The 15760-nt window shown below is 64.8% G+C and carries 15 protein-coding genes; 9 read left to right on the plus strand and 6 right to left on the minus strand.

Features of this window, described 5'->3' with window-relative positions; all coding sequences use genetic code 11:
• Positions 1-10 precede the first annotated feature (10 nt).
• Both ASH04_RS12215 and ASH04_RS12220 read right to left on the minus strand, forming a co-directional pair.
• Positions 11-1372, minus strand: a complete 1362-nt coding sequence (locus tag ASH04_RS12215; protein ID WP_032369236.1) for a flavin monoamine oxidase family protein — start codon at positions 1370-1372, stop codon at positions 11-13.
• 154 nt (positions 1373-1526) lie between these two features.
• On the minus strand, positions 1527-2246 hold the full coding sequence (locus ASH04_RS12220; RefSeq protein ID WP_032369142.1) for a FadR/GntR family transcriptional regulator: 720 nt from the start codon (positions 2244-2246) through the stop codon (positions 1527-1529).
• 206 nt (positions 2247-2452) lie between these two features.
• Here ASH04_RS12220 and ASH04_RS12225 point away from each other — a divergent pair, with 206 nt between their 5' ends.
• From ASH04_RS12225 to ASH04_RS12235, 3 genes are all read left to right on the plus strand, one after another.
• Positions 2453-3931 (plus strand): peptide MFS transporter, encoded by a 1479-nt coding sequence (locus tag ASH04_RS12225; protein ID WP_052066510.1) that lies wholly within the window; start codon positions 2453-2455, stop codon positions 3929-3931.
• Between the two features lie 109 nt (positions 3932-4040).
• Positions 4041-5627, plus strand: a complete 1587-nt coding sequence (locus tag ASH04_RS12230; RefSeq protein ID WP_027495717.1) for a gamma-glutamyltransferase family protein — start codon at positions 4041-4043, stop codon at positions 5625-5627.
• A complete protein-coding gene (locus ASH04_RS12235; protein ID WP_230073706.1) occupies positions 5624-6364 on the plus strand; it encodes a YoaK family protein in 741 nt (246 codons plus the stop codon). The genes ASH04_RS12230 and ASH04_RS12235 overlap by 4 nt, the downstream gene beginning before the upstream one ends.
• On the opposite strand, the gene ASH04_RS12240 is transcribed toward ASH04_RS12235, so the two are convergent.
• A complete protein-coding gene (locus tag ASH04_RS12240; RefSeq protein WP_080735663.1) occupies positions 6334-7488 on the minus strand; it encodes a hypothetical protein in 1155 nt (384 codons plus the stop codon). The two genes, ASH04_RS12235 and ASH04_RS12240, sit on opposite strands and share 31 nt — an antisense overlap.
• A 48-nt stretch (positions 7489-7536) precedes the next feature.
• Positions 7537-7797, minus strand: a complete 261-nt coding sequence (locus tag ASH04_RS12245) for a hypothetical protein (RefSeq protein WP_139278424.1) — start codon at positions 7795-7797, stop codon at positions 7537-7539.
• A gap of 144 nt (positions 7798-7941) precedes the next feature.
• On the opposite strand from ASH04_RS12245, the gene ASH04_RS12250 reads away from it, so the two are divergent.
• The 3 genes from ASH04_RS12250 to ASH04_RS12260 all read left to right on the plus strand — a co-directional run bounded on the left by ASH04_RS12250 (position 7942) and on the right by ASH04_RS12260 (position 10937).
• Positions 7942-8472 (plus strand): hypothetical protein, encoded by a 531-nt coding sequence (locus ASH04_RS12250; RefSeq protein WP_072692075.1) that lies wholly within the window; start codon positions 7942-7944, stop codon positions 8470-8472.
• A 148-nt stretch (positions 8473-8620) separates the two neighbouring features.
• Positions 8621-10063, plus strand: coding sequence for a PepSY-associated TM helix domain-containing protein (locus ASH04_RS12255; protein ID WP_057473631.1), 1443 nt, complete (start codon positions 8621-8623; stop codon positions 10061-10063).
• A gap of 70 nt (positions 10064-10133) precedes the next feature.
• Positions 10134-10937 (plus strand): DNA-formamidopyrimidine glycosylase family protein, encoded by an 804-nt coding sequence (locus ASH04_RS12260; protein WP_057473632.1) that lies wholly within the window; start codon positions 10134-10136, stop codon positions 10935-10937.
• An 11-nt stretch (positions 10938-10948) separates the two neighbouring features.
• On the opposite strand, the gene ASH04_RS12265 is transcribed toward ASH04_RS12260, so the two are convergent.
• Together ASH04_RS12265 and ASH04_RS12270 are read right to left on the minus strand one after the other, a co-directional pair.
• Positions 10949-11668: a GAF and ANTAR domain-containing protein gene (locus ASH04_RS12265; RefSeq protein WP_057473633.1), complete on the minus strand. Its 720-nt coding sequence runs from the start codon at positions 11666-11668 to the stop codon at positions 10949-10951.
• Between the two features lie 219 nt (positions 11669-11887).
• Positions 11888-12058 carry a CsbD family protein gene (locus ASH04_RS12270; protein ID WP_008718579.1) on the minus strand — a complete coding sequence of 57 codons (171 nt, stop codon included), beginning with the start codon at positions 12056-12058 and terminating at the stop codon, positions 11888-11890.
• A gap of 151 nt (positions 12059-12209) precedes the next feature.
• On the opposite strand from ASH04_RS12270, the gene ASH04_RS12275 reads away from it, so the two are divergent.
• The 3 genes from ASH04_RS12275 (at position 12210) to ASH04_RS12285 (ending at position 15758) form a co-directional block, all read left to right on the plus strand.
• Positions 12210-13202: a YihY/virulence factor BrkB family protein gene (locus ASH04_RS12275; RefSeq protein ID WP_027495725.1), complete on the plus strand. Its 993-nt coding sequence runs from the start codon at positions 12210-12212 to the stop codon at positions 13200-13202.
• Between the two features lie 533 nt (positions 13203-13735).
• Positions 13736-14734, plus strand: coding sequence for a substrate-binding domain-containing protein (locus ASH04_RS12280; RefSeq protein WP_027495727.1), 999 nt, complete (start codon positions 13736-13738; stop codon positions 14732-14734).
• Positions 14735-14768: 34 nt separating this feature from the next.
• A complete protein-coding gene (locus ASH04_RS12285) occupies positions 14769-15758 on the plus strand; it encodes an ABC transporter permease (protein ID WP_027495728.1) in 990 nt (329 codons plus the stop codon).
• The last annotated feature ends 2 nt before the right edge of the window (positions 15759-15760 follow it).

Here is a 15760-nt window from a genome sequence, read left to right on the forward strand (position 1 = left end):
AGATCGGGTGTCAGGAAACGATTCTCGAGACGATGTCCGCGGCGGTGCGGTGACCCATGCGGATTGCGCCGTCGACGTGTTGGTAGCCCTCCGCGGCGATGTCGGAGCAGGAGAAGTGAATCGGGCCGACGGGAGTGCGGCTGTCCTTGCCGTAGCGGTGCAGACCCCCCAGATCGAAGCTGGCCGCGTACGCACCACGGGTCCATTCTTCCGAACCCCAGTCCGACTCGTAGTAGACGACCGGCTCGGTTGCCTTGGGCCCCAGGTAATGTGCGATCGATTCGAGGATCTTCGCGCGGCGCTCCTGCTCGTCGAGCTCGAACATCGCGTCTGCCTTGGCGTCGGACACGAAGCCGACCAGTGTTCCGCGGCTGTCCTGATGGTTGGTGTTGTCGTACACCTCCTGCACGATCTCTGAGGCACCGAAGCCGGTTCCCGACAGCCCGTCCTCGCGCCAGAACGGGGTGTCGTAGACGGCATGGACCTTGATCACCAGTCCGAGGGACTGATGCTGGTGCATCTGGTGCTGGCGACGCGGGAGCGGCGGGTCGTAGGAGATGCGCGAATACAGGTTCGGTGGAACGGCGAGAACGACCCGCTTGGCGTGTACCTCGATGTCACCGTCGGCGAATACTGTTGCGCCGTCGGAGTTCCACCGCACCGTTCGCACCGGCGCGTCGAGGATGACGTCGTCGCCGAGGGCGGCCGCCATACGGATCGACACCTGCTGCATGCCACCGACGACGCGCTTGTCGAGGATGAAGTTCTCGTCCACCAAGTGCGAGAACGATCCCGCCGATGCGGCCATCAAGACTGCTTGCAGTGCCGAGAACGCGTGCGCAGGTTTGGTGAGCATGCCACCGGCGATGAACATGCCGATGTTTCCTCGTGCCTCGGCATCGTCGGACTCACGAATCAGCCACTGCTCGAACGAGATCGTGTCCAGTTCACGCGCCAGCGGGTGCGCCCACGGTTCCTCGGGGCCGACCTGGGCGGCCAAGTCGTCGAGCAGTGTTACGAGTCGGTCCATCTCTTTCTCGGTGGTCTCGTCGACGGGGAACGAGTCACCCGAGTAGCGGGTCCGCTCGCCCGCGGCGGAGATGTAGACGGACTCGCCCTCGCGGTATCGGTCGAACGTCTCGAGGCCGAGCTCACCGATCAGCGCGATGAGAGATTCCTGATCGGGTGAGACCCACTGACCGCCGATTTCGAGGCTCGCACCGTCGATGGTATTCGTCCAGGTACGTCCTCCGACGCGGTCGCGCGCTTCCAGTACGGCGACGGACAATCCTGCTTTGCGGAGCTCGGTTGCTGCGGCCAGGCCGGAAGGGCCGGCCCCGACGATAGCGACGTCACGGTCGAGGGTGGGCACTGTCGAGCTCCTTTGTTCGCGGTCGATCGGCCCGGGGCCGATAGCACCTCGATTCTGTCCGGAATCCACCCGATCCGCACACGACGAAGTGGCCAATCGAGCGCATTCTCGCGCACCGTTTCGGATAACAGGCTGGTGCGCTCGGCGCTGGAAGTCAGTGCGCGAGCGGTGTGATCGCCTCGAGCACGTCGGCAAGGTGATCGTGCATCGCCTTCCGGGCGCGAACCGGATCACGTTCTGCAATAGCGTGATAGATGCTGCGGTGGGCATCGACGGAGCGTTGCATCCGCTGCTCGGTCTGAAAACTCGCCTGCCTCGACGGTGCCATCCACTCGTTGGTCTCGGTCACGAGCCTGGTGAGCATGGAGTTGTGGGCAAGGCCGGCGATCGCGAGATGGAACTGCACGTCGCAGAGTTGCATCACCTGCAGAGACGGCGGCCGATTTACGAGCTCTCGCTCGGACGTTTCGAGTGGAGTGCGTAAGGCATGTAACTCGGACGTGCGGTGGCGGACGGCGGCACGCTCGGCAATGGGTGGTTCGACGACCGTGCGTAGATCCATCACCTCGCGAACGGTGCGTTGGTCACTGCTCATGCTTCCGAAGATGCTTCCTTCGGCCAGAGCGCGCATCTCCAGTGGTGCGACGATGCGGCCGGCGCGGGGCCTGCGCGTCAGATAACCCCGCAATTCGAGATCCTGAAGTGCATGGCGGATCGAGATTCGCGACGCTCCGAGCATCGTCACCAGGGCGCGTTCGCTGGGCAGCTTCGATCCCGCTTCGACGCGACCGCTGTCGATCAGCTGCGCGATCCTGGCGCTGAGCAGCTCGGGGACCGACGCCGCTTCGACGTCTATTTCGGACCACGCTGTCATGGAAAGCCCCGTCCCCGCAGGTTACGAACTGGTCCTACCAAAATACCAGATTCGCTCTGTTTCCCCAGTAAAGATCCGTTGACGTGTAAATATCCCACTCTTCACCTTGACGGTCTGGTCCTACCAGTTTTAGATCAAGACATCGTGACAACGGTCACTCATTCTCCTGAACCACTGATTCCCATGGACCCCAGAGGTGGACCAGCATGACAACGGACGGAACACTCCACAAGCCGAACGCGAGCGGAGATCACGGCTCGATCGGCTCGACGTTCCGTGATCAGCCGCGTGGGCTCGTGACGCTGGCCGGCACGGAGTTGTGGGAGCGATTCAGCTTCTACGGCCTTCAGGTGATCCTCGCGTATTACCTGTACTACTCGCTCGTCGACGGCGGGCTCGGACTCGACGTCGGAGTGGCAGTCGGTATCGCCGGATCCTACGGCGGCGCAGTCTATATCGCGCAGATGGTCGGAGCGTGGGTCGCGGACCGGCTCGTCGCGCCGCGAACAGTTGTTCTCTACTCCGCCATCTCCATCATCCTCGGCCACGTGGTGCTCGCTCTGGTCACGACGACTGTGGGTATGGGCGCAGGACTGTTGTTGATCGTCATCGGCACCGGCGGACTCAAGGTCAACGTCACCGCGATGGTCGGGATGCTCTATGCGAACGATGATCCCAAACGCGACTCGGGATACTCGCTGTACTACATGGGTATATCGCTCGGCGCATTCCTCGGCCCGCTGCTCACCGGTGCCCTGCAGAGCTCGGCCGGTTTCCACATCGCCTTCGGCGCGGCGGCAGTGGGCATGCTGATCGGCCTGGCCCAGTACGTGGTCGGGTACAAGCATCTGCCCGAGGCCACCCGAACGGTACCCAATCCGCTTCCGCGCTCGCGTCGGGCCGCGGCCGCAGCTCTCGCCGGATCGGTCACCCTGGTCATCGTTGCCGCGGCCGTCAGCGGCCTCCTGAATCTCGACAATCTGGGAACCGTGCTGACCGCGATCATCGTGATCGCCAGCATCGCCTACTTCGCAATGCTGTTGTCCTCGAAGAAAGTCGACGCCACCGAGCATCGACGAGTGCTCGCCTACATTCCGGTGTTCCTCAGTAGCTTGCTGTTCTGGACGTTGCTGTTCCAGTTGTTCACCACCCTGGCGGTGTACATGGACACCCGCGTCGATCTGACGGTCGGCTCGTTGACGATCCCTGCGGCAACCGTGATCACGTTGGAAGGTCTCTTCGCCACTGTCATCGCTCCGATCTATGCCGTCGTCTGGACGCGGATGGGCAGCCGGCAGCCCAGTCCCGGAACGAAAATCGTCGTGGGAATCGGCCTGCTGGCGGTGGCGATGGCGATGTTCGCGGCAATGGCGGGCACATCAGGGGCGACGAATTCCGTTGTGCTGGTTCTCGTTGCGATGTTGCTGTTCGGTGCCGGCGAGATAGCCGTCGTACCGTCCGTCCTGTCGGCCACGGCGCAGCTCGCACCCGCATCGCACAAGGCCGGCATGACCTCGCTGTACTTCCTCACGATGGCAGGAGGATCGACGCTGGCCGGCTTGCTCGCTCAGAAATACTCTGCAACAACCGAACTGACGTTCTTCGGTGCGACGGCGGCGGCGTCGATCGTCGCCGCGGCGGTGCTGTACGGTGCCTATCGCACGCTCATCGCACGAGCGCTCTGACGTGACACTTCCATGACGTGACACTGCTCCAACGCAACACTTTCGGACGAACCCAGAACATGCCCCGACCGATCCTGCTCTCGGATCGGCCGCACTCGAGGAGATATTCATGCCCGAACAGTCGCAACCGGCACCCGGCGTGGCAATCGCCGCGCCGCACACCGCGGCCGTCGACGCTGCCCGCACGATCGTCGAAGCCGGTGGTAACGCCGTCGATGCAGCGGTCGCTGCAGCTGCGGCCCTCACCGTGGTCTACCCGCACATGTGCAGTGTGGGCGGTGACGTCATCGCGTTGCTGCGCAGGAGCGACGGCAGCACCGCCTGTATCAACGCATCGGGAGCATACGGTTCGGCCGCATCCGTGGATCAGCTGTTCGAGACGATCGAGACGATGCCGATCAACGGTCCGCTGACGGTGTCCGTTCCGGGTGCAGTGTCCGGGTGGGCGGCTCTGCTCGACGCCGGTGGCTCGCTGCCGTTACGCAACGTACTGGCACCAGCAATTTCGCTTGCCACAGAGGGGTTTCCGGCCAGCCCCGGACTCGTCGAGATGATCGAGCTCGACCGTGACGCACTGATCACCGATCCAGGCTTGCGCGCGAAGTTCTTCGTCGATGGTCAGCCGATCCCCGTCGGGCACCTCGTCGTGCAGCCCGAGTTGGCCCGAACCCTGACGGACCTGGCGACCGATGGCCTCGATTCGTTCTATCGCGGGCACACCGCCGACCGATTCGCCGCCGGACTGAAGAAACTCGACGTGCCGGTATCGAGAGAGGATCTCGAACGTCATCGTCCGATCGTCGAAGAACCTCTGGTGCGCGAATTCGACGGATTCTCGGTGGCCACGGCACCACCGAATTCGCAGGGCTACACACTGATTCGATCTCTCGGTGCCGCCTTGTCCGGGAGCGCGTCTGCGGGCGATGTCGACGCCGGGGTATTGGCCGAGATCTTCTACGACTCCGACGAGCATCGTGATACCTACCTTGCCGACCCACGCTGTGCCACTGTGGATATCCACGATCAGCTGACCCCGGCCGGCTTCGCGGCAATTCACGAGGCGGCGGCAGCCCGGGTGGCAGGAGACGAACGCCAGACCTCGACGGCGTCTCCGCGTCCGGGCGGTGACACCGTCGGAATCGCCGTCGTAGCGAAGGACGGCACCGCAGTGTCGTTGATACAGTCCGTCTTTCATTCCTTCGGAGCGCAGATCCTCGAGCCCGACACCGGGCTCGTGCTGCACAACCGTGCTGCGTTCTTCACGCTCGATGCCGCGTCGCCCAATCGCGTCGAGTCCGGAAAGCGGCCCGCGCACACGCTCGTTCCGGTAATCGTGGACTGGGCGGACGGAGCGGTGTCCGCCCACTCGACCATGGGAGGCAAAGCGCAGTCGCAGATTCACACCCAGTTGATCCTGCGGGCGCTGCGTGGATTCGATCCGCAGCAGACCGTCTCCGCGCCCCGATTCATCGTCGGCGGATTGGAAGCCGGCACACCCAACGGTTCGGTACTGGTCGAGCCGACATTGGAGGACTCCGCCGTCGAACAGATCTCGCAGACGGTGTTCACCGTCAAGCATGGCACCGAATTGGACAGTAACGCAGGTCATTCCATGGTGGCCAGGGTTTCAGCCGACGGAACGCTCGGTGCCGGCGCGGACCCGCGCAGTGACGGCGGCGTGTGGGTGACCGCATGAGTCTCGACGAAACGACGGTGGCCGGAGACGGGCCGGCACCGACGACCATGAGGCACCGTGTCGGCGAGGCCGTGAACGGTCATCTCCGATTGTGGTCGATGATGGTGCTGACGATGGTGACCGGCATGCTGGACGCCGTCGGCTACCTCGGGCTCGACCGCATCTTCACCGGAAACATGACCGGCAACATCGTCATCCTCGGTATGGGGGTGGCAGGTGAGGACGGACTGCCGATCGTCGGCCCGCTGGTAGCGCTGTTCGCCTTCGTGCTCGGTGCCGCGCTGGCCGGGGTGACGCTTCGCTCGGCTGCGCCGGGATGGAACATCCGGGTCACCGCGATCTTCGCAGTGGGAACACTGGCACTTCTCGCAGCAGGCGTCACGCTGCTGGTGGTCGACGTGCAAGGCAACTCGCCGCTCGGTATCGCGATCGCCAGTGTCATCGCAGTCGACATGGGGGCTCAGGCGCTCGCTGCGCGCTTCCTCGCGGTCAAGGACATGACGACCGTCGTCGTCACGTCGACCATCACCTCGCTCGCCGGCGAGTCGTTCGTCGGCCAGGGCCCCGGTCGGCTGTTCAACCGGCGGCTCTGGGCGATCCTCGTGCTGTTCGTCGGTGCCGTCATCGGTGCGCTGCTACTCCGGGTGGATATCGCGATACCGGTGTTGCTCGGTGCCGCGCTGACCGCCGCCGTCGCGGCCCTGGGTCATTGGGCCTGGGACCGAGCTTCGGGCTGAGCCGCACCGGCGTCGTCGGTGCGGGACCGTTCTGCACTGTGCTGACGCCGGAGCATCTCTCGGTGGCCGTACGTAGCGTTGAGGATGTCGCTGCGATCGGACACCGACGACCCCACTGCTCCGGCGACCGTGCCCAACGACGCCGCCAACCAGGCCAGTGACAGGTAGTCCGCCGTGTTTGCTTCTCGCCCGATCTGAGCGGTGAGAAACTCGGGCGAGATCACCACGGCAGCAGAGAGCAACACGACCGCGAACAGAACGGCATACATACACAGCACGCCGGCCACAACGGTGCCGAGAGTGGCAGAGTTGTATATCCAGCGATCGGTGGTCGAGGAGCGGAACCGTCGGTGCTCCCAGAGGCCGTGCGGAAAGATCAGCCACACCGTGATGGCCACGATGGCGGCGACGCCGATCAGTGTGAGCCGGGCAGGTGTCATCGAGGCCGCCATCTGCCAGATGCTCGCGTAGAACACACCGAACGCCGACGCGGCGCTCGCGGCCGCGAGCACGCTCGACAGTGCGGGGACGAGACGCCACGGCCGATTGCAGCGAATCATGCCCATGATCATGCGTGTTCGGCCGAACATGCCGGGAGTGAGCAGGATTCGCTCTCCGCCACCGTCGGGGTCGGGGCCCGGAGCCCACTTGGACATCGACCGTCGCAGGTGTGGCCGCGAGGCAGTATCGCTGCGGAGGAGATCGTGCACGATGGCGATGGCCACCGCCACAGCGCGACGCCGTACTCCTATGGTGCCGAACGAGGGTACGTACAAAGCACCGGTCGAACCGTCACGCAATTCGGCGACGACCGGGCTGGCCCCGACGCGTCGCGGAACCTCGGAGATGCAGAGCGCCAGGTCGAATGTGTTGGTGGCCTGAATGGCCTCCAGCCACTGACCCAACGGCGCAGAACCTGCCTCGGTGGGAGGCAGCGTGACTGCGGGCCGGGCCGTGTCCAGTCGGGCATCGGTTCCGTCGATCGTGATGGTGGGCGGAAGTTCCTGTTCGATGGCGGCCGCTATCGTCGACGCGAATCCCTCGTCGGCCACCAACCCGATCGTGATCGTTCGTTGTCCTTCGCTTTCGGCCCCCGAGCCGTTGTCTGTCTTGTCGAAAACCATCTTGTCGCGGTACCCCGGACCAGGCGCCCTCACACACCGAGCCGGACGTCAGCACACGGGTTCGGGTTCACCCTTCGAGATCTGGAAGCGGCTGTGCAGTGCGTCCAGTTGGCGGTGCAATTCGTAGAGCGCCTGCTTCTGAGCGCGGGCCTCGTCGGTGTGCCACTTCGCGCTGCGGGGGTCGCCCACCCGGAAGGCCTTGTGGGCGTAGTTCTCGGAGACCTCGATTCGGCTCGATGTCGACGCAATTTCGGCCGCGAGCATGTTGGCGAACACACGGGCCTGAGCCACATCCGAACTGTCCGGCACGGCAATCCTCTCTGAACGTGGCGTGATACTCGCGATCACCATAACGGACTCGAAAAAGACCGCTGGATCGGTTTTCGCGCACAAACCATGCGACATAGGCGAGACGCCAGTGCCTCTGCCGAAACGGGTAGTAGTCTGCTGTTCGTGCCCGCGACCCCGGACGGATCCGCAGCCCTGCGCGGGTCTGCCGTCGGCGCTCTGACGGCAACGATCACCGCCACCGCGCACGCATTCGGCGGAGGTATGTTCCCCTCCGACGCCGCGATCGTCCTGTTGGCACTGGTGTGCGCGGGACTCGGTTACGCCGCAGGCTCAGTGCCGATCGTCATCGCGCCTCGCCTGCAGCTGATGGCGACGCTGGCCGCTGCGCAGACGATCGGACACGTGCTGCTGACGATCGTCGACGGCGATCACCACGGTTCGGTGCTGACGCAGCAGATGCTTGCGGCCCACGCGATCGCGATCGTCGTCGGCGCGGTGATCGTGCACGGGGCCGAGCGTGGGATCTCGCACGCAGCCACCGTTGTTCGTCGAATACTCCCGATACTGGCAATTCTCGTCGTCGACGACTCGCAGAGTGCCGCCCCGCTTCCGCTGTATCGCACACCCGGCGTCCACCGGCTCCTCGATCTCTCGGGCTCCGGGAACCGCGGACCGCCTGCCGCGTCGTACTGACCGCAGCCTCCCACCACGACCGCTCCTGCACCGCGGGGGCGAGCAGAGCTGCGGCAATTTCTTCACGCGCACAGCACGATTCGCTCGACATCGAGTCGACCCGTGCCCACGGCGCGCGCCCACCCCTGCCTTCACGAAACGAGCTCTCATGTCCACACCGGAAAAGGAACGCGTCGCCGATCCTTCCCCGCCCACCCGTTCGGCCGGCCCTCGCAGCTGGCGTCCGCTGATTCTTCGTCTGCACTTCTACGCGGGCATACTCATCGCACCGTTCATCCTGATCGCCACCGTCAGCGGCGGCCTCTACGCCGTCGCCCCGACCATCGAACAACTCGTCTACCGCGACTATCTGCACGTCGACTCCACCGGACCGGCTGTCCCGGTCGCCCAACAGATCCGAGCCGCTCAGGCCGAGAGGCCGGATCTGACCGTGTCGGCCGTGCGACCCGCCGCCGAAGTCGGCGACACCACCCGAGTGCTGTTCACCGACCCGACCCTCGGCGAATCGCGACGACTGGCCGTCTTCGTCGATCCCGCCACGGCGTCACCGGTGGGTGAACTTGCCGTCTACGGCTCCTCGAGCGCCTTGCCGGTCAGAACGTGGATCTCGGAATTGCACCGACACCTGCACCTCGGTGAACCGGGCCGGATCTACAGCGAACTGGCCGCATCCTGGTTGTGGGTGATCGCGCTCGGCGGCCTGTACCTGTGGATCGATCGCTACCGACGCAACCGAGACCGGGCGACACTGCTCACCTTCGATCGTGAATCGAAGGGCCGCAACCGATCCTTGAACTGGCATGGCGTAGCCGGTGTCTGGATCGCTGTAGGTCTGATCTTCCTCTCCGCCACCGGACTCACGTGGTCCACCTACGCGGGCGCGAACGTCACCGACCTCCGCGCGGCATTGAGCTGGACGACCCCTGCCGTCGCCACGACCATCGGTTCCTCCGACGCGGCGACCATGGGGGATCACTCGGGGGATCACTCCGGCCACGGTGGGCATTCGATGGACATGTCGGCCGATGCGTCGGCGACAGACAGCAATATCGGCCGCATCGATTCGGTGCTCGACACTGCCGCAGCGAACGGCATCGACGGAGCGGTGGAGGCGTCGATCCCGGCGTCGGACGACGTGGCGTTCGTCGTCGCCGAAACCCGTCAGCCCTGGGTGATGTCGAACAACTCGATCTCGATCGACGGCAGCACCGGCGCGGTGATCGACACCCAATACTTCGCCGATTGGCCGGTGGCAGCCAAGCTGGCGGCCTGGGGAATTCAGTTGCACATGGGGACCCTGTTCGGCGTGGCCAATCAGATTGCCCTGGTTGGGCTTTCGCTCGCCTTGGCGTCGGTCATCGTGCGCGGCTACATGATGTGGTGGAAGCGTCGCCCCACGAAGAGCGCTGGACTCACCGCAGGCCGGCCGCCTCTGCGTGGGGGACTGCGCCGCATCTCGCCGATCTCTGCGGTGCTCCTCGCCACGGCTGCCGTGGCCGTCGGCTGGTTCCTGCCCTTGTTGGGGCTCAGCCTGGTCGCCTTCCTGGCGGTCGACTTCATGGTCGGATACGTCAGGCGGCCCGCGCACTGACGCGAGGAGGACGACGCGCTCTCGCCGGTCGGTCCGATTGTTTCTGCCGCCCTCGGGATACTCGGAGACCATGCCCGAAGGTGACACCGTCCATGCGCTCGCCGCGCGATTGCGGCGAGCGCTGGACGGCGTCACGCTACGGGCAGGGCGACTGAACGTGCCCGCACACGCCGTCGAGAATCTCGCCGGGCGAACCGTCGTCGCGCACCGGACGCACGGCAAGCATCTGTTCACCGATTTCGACGACGACACCACGCTGCACACTCACCTCCGCATGACGGGATCGTGGACGGTGGTGCGAGCCGGCCGCTCGATACCGCGGCGGGTGCAGCCCGACGTCCGCGTGCGGCTGGCCGCGGTGGACGGGCCGACCGCGTACGGAATCCTGTTGCCGGTCGTCGACTACGGGTACACGGCCTCGATGAATGCGCTGGTCGCGCATCTGGGACCGGACCCATTGCATGCCGAGTTCGACATCGATCGTGCGGCATCGAACATCCTCGCGCAGGGTTCTCGGCCGATCGTCTCGACCCTCCTGGATCAGCGGGTCATCGCGGGGCCCGGAAATCTATGGGCGAACGAGCTGTGTTTTCTGCGTGGACTGTGGCCCTGGGCTCCGTCGGCAGGCGTCGACGCGGAGAAATTGGTGACTCTGCTCGAGCGGGCGATGCGGCATTCGGCGAGCACCCCCGGGGCCATGCAGGTCACCACCGGCGACACTCGTCGCGGCCGGACCCACTGGGTTGCCGGTCGGGCCGGTAAACCGTGTCTGCGGTGCGCGACCGTCATTCGTGTCGAGGCCGACGTGCCGAACGACCCCGATCGACGTCGAACATGGTGGTGTCCGCACTGCCAGCCGGAGCCAGGGCTGTGACCGCGGAAGGGTCAGAACGTCGAGTTCGTGGGGTGGTCGGCGTCGACCAGGTTGCGGGCAACGGTGTGCAAGGGAAGGTTCTGTTGCTGCGACAGTTTCGCCAGTAGGTCGAACGCCTGTACCGCGTCGAGGTCGTAGCGTTCCATGATCATGCCTTTTGCCTGGCCGATGATGTCCCGGCTGGCCAAGCCGGTCCGGAATTGCTCGGTGTCGCGGGCACTGAGCATTGCGATGGCAGCATGCGCAGACAAGGCCTCCCCGATCGCTACCGCATCGGCGTCGAACGCTCCGGTGGCGTCGCTGTACAACACCAGGGCCCCGAGGTCATCGGCGTTGCTGTAGAGCTGAAAGGCCGAGAGCGACTTGAAACCGGCCTCGATGGCCATCGCAGCGAACTGCGGCCATCGCGGTTCGGTTGCCAGATCGTAGGACACGACGACGTCGAGGTGTCGGACCTCGGTGGGAATCGGACCTTCGTCGAGTTCGTACTGCAACCGACACAGCTTCTCGGCGATCAGGTCCGTCGATGCGACGACTGTGCGCTCACCCTTGTTCACCGTGGTGATGCATCCGGTGGTTGCGCCCGGAATGAGCCGAATCGCCATTCGGAGAATCTCACTCAACGTCTGCGGCATCGACCGATGAGTGTCGCGCAGCGATCGAGCGAACTGCGCGAGCGACAGTGCTTCGGACGTTCGAGACGTGTCTTGCTCGGCCGGTGAATCAGTCATTCACACGATCCTCTCGCGCGGTGGACCGTCGACGTCGTCGCGTCGGCGAGATCCTCGATCGTGCGCCTGCTTCTGGACGCCCTGTCCCGACCTCGAGGCCGGATCAATGGATTTTATACGGTTCGCGATGCGGTGGTCCGGTGAGTATCGCGGCGCATCATCGCGGGATGCACGAAGGGCCGCCGATCATTCGATCGACGACCCTTCCGGGGCTGCTGGTTACTTGAAGGTGTCCTTGATGTTCTCGCCGACCTTCTTGACGCCGGCCGAACCCTGATCCTTCTTGCCCTCGGCCTCGAGGTCCTTGTTGTCGGTTGCGTCGCCGACAACTTCCTTCGCCTTGCCGATGGCGTCCTCTGCTGCGTTCTTGGCCTTGTCGATGAAGCTCATGGCGAGTTCCTTTCTCGGTTCGGGTTGTTCTCGAAGGGTTGGTCGGAGCTCGACCGACGAAGCGTACGTCCAGACTGTGAGATCTGGGTCACACCGAAAGCCGGAGCGTCGACGTTTCCGCAGGCTCGCCGCTGGCTACATTCGACCGATGATGGTCGCGAAGGTGGACAACTTCCAGCGCAGGCACCCCTCGGCAGGTTTCCCGCTGGCGGTGCTCTACAAATTCATGGACGACCGGGGCGGCTACCTCGCGGCATTGATCGCCTACTACTCGTTCCTGTCGCTGTTTCCCCTTCTGCTGCTGTTCACCACGCTGCTGGGAATCGTGCTGGCCGGAGACCCGGAGCTGCAGACCCGCATCATCGACTCGGCGATGAGTCAGATCCCGGTCATCGGTGACCAGCTCGGTCAACCGGATCGCCTCAGTGGCGGAACCACGGCCATCGTGATCGGCGTCGTCGGGTCGCTGTACGGCGGACTCGGAGTGTCGCTGGCCGTGCAGTACGCGATGAACACCGCGTGGTCGGTGCCGCGCAACGAGCAACCGGACCCCATCAAGGGTCGGCTGCGCGGATTGTTGCTGCTCAGCACTGTCGGCACGGCGATCATCGGACTGACGGTGCTGAACGGCGTCGCGTCCTCGGGCGTGTTCGGGTTCGCCGGTGGTGCGCTCGCACTCGTCGGAGCGGTGGTGGTCAACGCCGCCGTCTTCACCGCGGCCTTCCGAATCGGCACCGCGCGGGACCTGAGCGTGCGCGACGTACTCCCCGGTGCGGCGATCGCGGCCGTCGTCTGGCAGGCGCTGCAGTCGTTCGGCGGCATCTACATCCGCTACGTCGTGGGCAACGCGAGCGCAAGCAACGGCATCTTCGCCATCGTCCTCGGTCTGCTCGGTTTCCTGTACGTCGCGTCGGTGCTGATCGTGCTGTGCATCGAGATCAACGCCGTGCGCGTAGACCACCTGCATCCCCGGGCTCTGCTGACGCCGTTCACCGACAACGTCGAACTCACCGAGGGCGACAAGAACTCCTACACCGGCCAGGCAGAAGCGCAGCGTAACAAAGGATTCCAAGATATCACCGTCACGTACGACGAGCCGAATTCCGTGGTGGACGAGGACTCGTCGAGCACGCGAGGGGACTGATCAGCTCCGCAAACGCGCGCGCGTTTGCGAGGACCGGGGCGGCGGGGCCGGAGCGGGGACTGAGGGGCTCCGCAAACGCGCGCGCGTTTGCGAGGACTAGGGGCGGCGGGGCCGGGGCGGGGACTGATCGGCTCCGCAAATGCGCGCGCATTCGTTGGATGCGCGCGGAATAGCTGGGCGATCGGGCACTATTTCGCGCGCGGATGGCAAACGCGCGCGCGTTTGCGGGAACTGGGGCGGCGCAGGACCGGGGCGGCGGGGCCGGAGCGGGGACTGTCGGCTCCGCAAACGCGCGCGCATTCGTTGGGTGCGCGCGGAATAGCGGGGCGATCGGGCACTATTCCGCGCGCGGATGGCAAACGCGCGCGCGTTTGCGGGAACTGGGGCTGAGCGGCGTGATGACGAGCTGACGCCGGCCGGTCGGAAAAGTTTTCGGAACTATTTCGCGAAAGCGCATGCGCAAGCGCTTGTATTGGTCGTACGCTCCTGCAATCGAGCGACGCGACCTGCGTAGCGAGGACAAGGGAGTCCAGATGTTCAATCACCGTCGGAAGACCACGCTGACGATCGGAACCGCGTTGATGGCCGGTTCCCTCGTGCTCGGACTGACCGCATGCAGCGGTTCGGATTCGGACAGCGTCAAGGTCGGACTCATCACCAAGACGGATTCCAATCCGTACTTCGTGAAGCTTCGTGAGGCAGCTCAGGCCAAGGCGGACTCCAGTGGAGCCGAATTGGTCGCTCTCGCAGGTGCATTCGACGGTGACAACGAGGGTCAGGTCGCGGCGATCGAGAACTTGGTCGGCCAGGGTGTCAAAGGCATTCTGATCACCCCGAACTCCTCCACCGGAGTCCTCGACGCGATCAAGAAGGCACGCGACGCAGGCGTCGTCGTCATCGCCCTCGATACGGCCACCGACCCCGAGGACGCGGTGGACGCGACGTTCGCCACCGACAACAAGGCGGCAGGCGTCAGCCAGGGCGAATGGGTCAAGGGCACGTTGGGAACCACTGCACCCCAGGTCATCATGCTCGACGGCACCGCGGGCGGCACCGTCGACACGTTCCGTCACGACGGCTTCCTCGAAGGAATGGGCCTGACCGACAGCTCTCCCGAGATCGTCGGCCAGGAGAACACCAACGGCGACCAGACCAAGGCGCAGACGGCCATGGAGAACCTGCTGCAGCGCGCTCCGGGTGTCAATGCGCTCTACACGATCAACGAGCCCGCCGCGGCGGGTGCCTACCAGGCGATTCAGTCCGCAGGCCGCGCCGATCAGATCACCATCGGCTCGATCGACGGTAGCTGCACCGGTATCGCGAACGTCAAGTCCGGCATCATCGGTGCGACGGTGCTGCAGTTCCCGGCGAAGATGGCCGAGCAGGGCGTCGACGCTGTGGTCAAGTTCGCCCAGGACGGCACCAAGCCCAGTGGCTTCAACGACACCGGTTCACAGCTGGTCACCGACAAGCCTGTTGCCGGAATCGAATCCCAGGACACCGCATGGGGCGAAGCGAATTGCTGGGGCTGATCGCAGAAATCCGTCGAGGACCAGGAACTGATTCGTGAGCACCGATACCGCCGCGCCTCCCAAGGCTCCGAGCCGGTTCAACGTGGGAACCATCCTGCGTGAACCGCTGCTCGGGCCCATGGCCGCGCTCGTCATCGCCATCATCGTGTTCAGCTCGATTTCGAGCTCGTTTCTCAACCCGCAGAACGTTTCTCTGATTCTGCAGCAGTCGGTGGTGGTCGGCATTCTGGCCGTCGGCCAGACGCTCATCATCCTCACCTCCGGTATCGATCTGTCGATCGGCGCGGTGGCCGTGATGGGCACCATCGTCATGGCGCAGACCGCTGGTGCCAACGGCCCGGTGGTGGCGCTCGGCTCGACACTGGCCGTGTGCGTGGCGTTCGGCGCGATCAACGGCGGTTTGGTGACGATGCTGCGACTGCCGCCGTTCATCGTCACACTCGGCACGTTCACCGCGATCCAGGCAGCCACCAGGTTGCTGGCCGGCTCCGAGACCTACCAGGTGCCGAGCGGGCCGCTGACACTGCTGGGGACGTCGTTCAAAATCGGCAGTTTTTCCACCACCTACGGCGTGGTGGTGATGCTGCTCGTGTACGCCGTGATGTGGTACGCACTGTCCCAAACATCCTGGGGCAGGCACATATACGCGGTGGGTGGTAGCCCGCAGGCCTCGGACCGCTCCGGCATCAAGTCCGGTCGCGTGCTGTTCTCGGTCTACATCGTCACCGGTGTCATCGCCGCGATCGCGGCATGGGCAGCGCTCGGACGAATCCCCAATGCCGACCCGAACGCCTATCAGAACGCCAACCTCGAAACGATCACCGCGGTCGTCATCGGTGGAACCAGCCTGTTCGGTGGCCGCGGCACCGTCATCGGGACTCTCATCGGAACTCTGATCGTCGGGGTGCTGCGCAACGGGCTCACCCAGGCCGGCGTCGACAGCCTGTACCAGAACGTCGCGACCGGCATTCTCGTCATCGTCGCGGTGGCCGTCGATCAATTCGCACGCAGGAGGTCACAGTGACT

This window comes from Rhodococcus sp. Leaf233 (genome assembly GCF_001426165.1).
Classification (GTDB): Bacteria; Actinomycetota; Actinomycetes; order Mycobacteriales; family Mycobacteriaceae; genus Rhodococcoides; species Rhodococcoides fascians.

Coding starts and splice junctions, on each gene's coding strand:
- ASH04_RS12280 (WP_027495727.1), top strand. CDS start 13,736: ATGTTCAATCACCGTCGGAAGACCACGCTGACGATCGGAACCGCGTTG.
- ASH04_RS12220 (WP_032369142.1), bottom strand. CDS start 2,246: ATGACAGCGTGGTCCGAAATAGACGTCGAAGCGGCGTCGGTCCCCGAG.
- ASH04_RS12235 (WP_230073706.1), top strand. CDS start 5,624: ATGAGTCTCGACGAAACGACGGTGGCCGGAGACGGGCCGGCACCGACG.
- ASH04_RS12270 (WP_008718579.1), bottom strand. CDS start 12,058: ATGAGCTTCATCGACAAGGCCAAGAACGCAGCAGAGGACGCCATCGGC.
- ASH04_RS12275 (WP_027495725.1), top strand. CDS start 12,210: ATGGTCGCGAAGGTGGACAACTTCCAGCGCAGGCACCCCTCGGCAGGT.
- ASH04_RS12240 (WP_080735663.1), bottom strand. CDS start 7,488: ATGGTTTTCGACAAGACAGACAACGGCTCGGGGGCCGAAAGCGAAGGA.
- ASH04_RS12230 (WP_027495717.1), top strand. CDS start 4,041: ATGCCCGAACAGTCGCAACCGGCACCCGGCGTGGCAATCGCCGCGCCG.
- ASH04_RS12225 (WP_052066510.1), top strand. CDS start 2,453: ATGACAACGGACGGAACACTCCACAAGCCGAACGCGAGCGGAGATCAC.
- ASH04_RS12255 (WP_057473631.1), top strand. CDS start 8,621: ATGTCCACACCGGAAAAGGAACGCGTCGCCGATCCTTCCCCGCCCACC.
- ASH04_RS12265 (WP_057473633.1), bottom strand. CDS start 11,668: ATGACTGATTCACCGGCCGAGCAAGACACGTCTCGAACGTCCGAAGCA.
- ASH04_RS12260 (WP_057473632.1), top strand. CDS start 10,134: ATGCCCGAAGGTGACACCGTCCATGCGCTCGCCGCGCGATTGCGGCGA.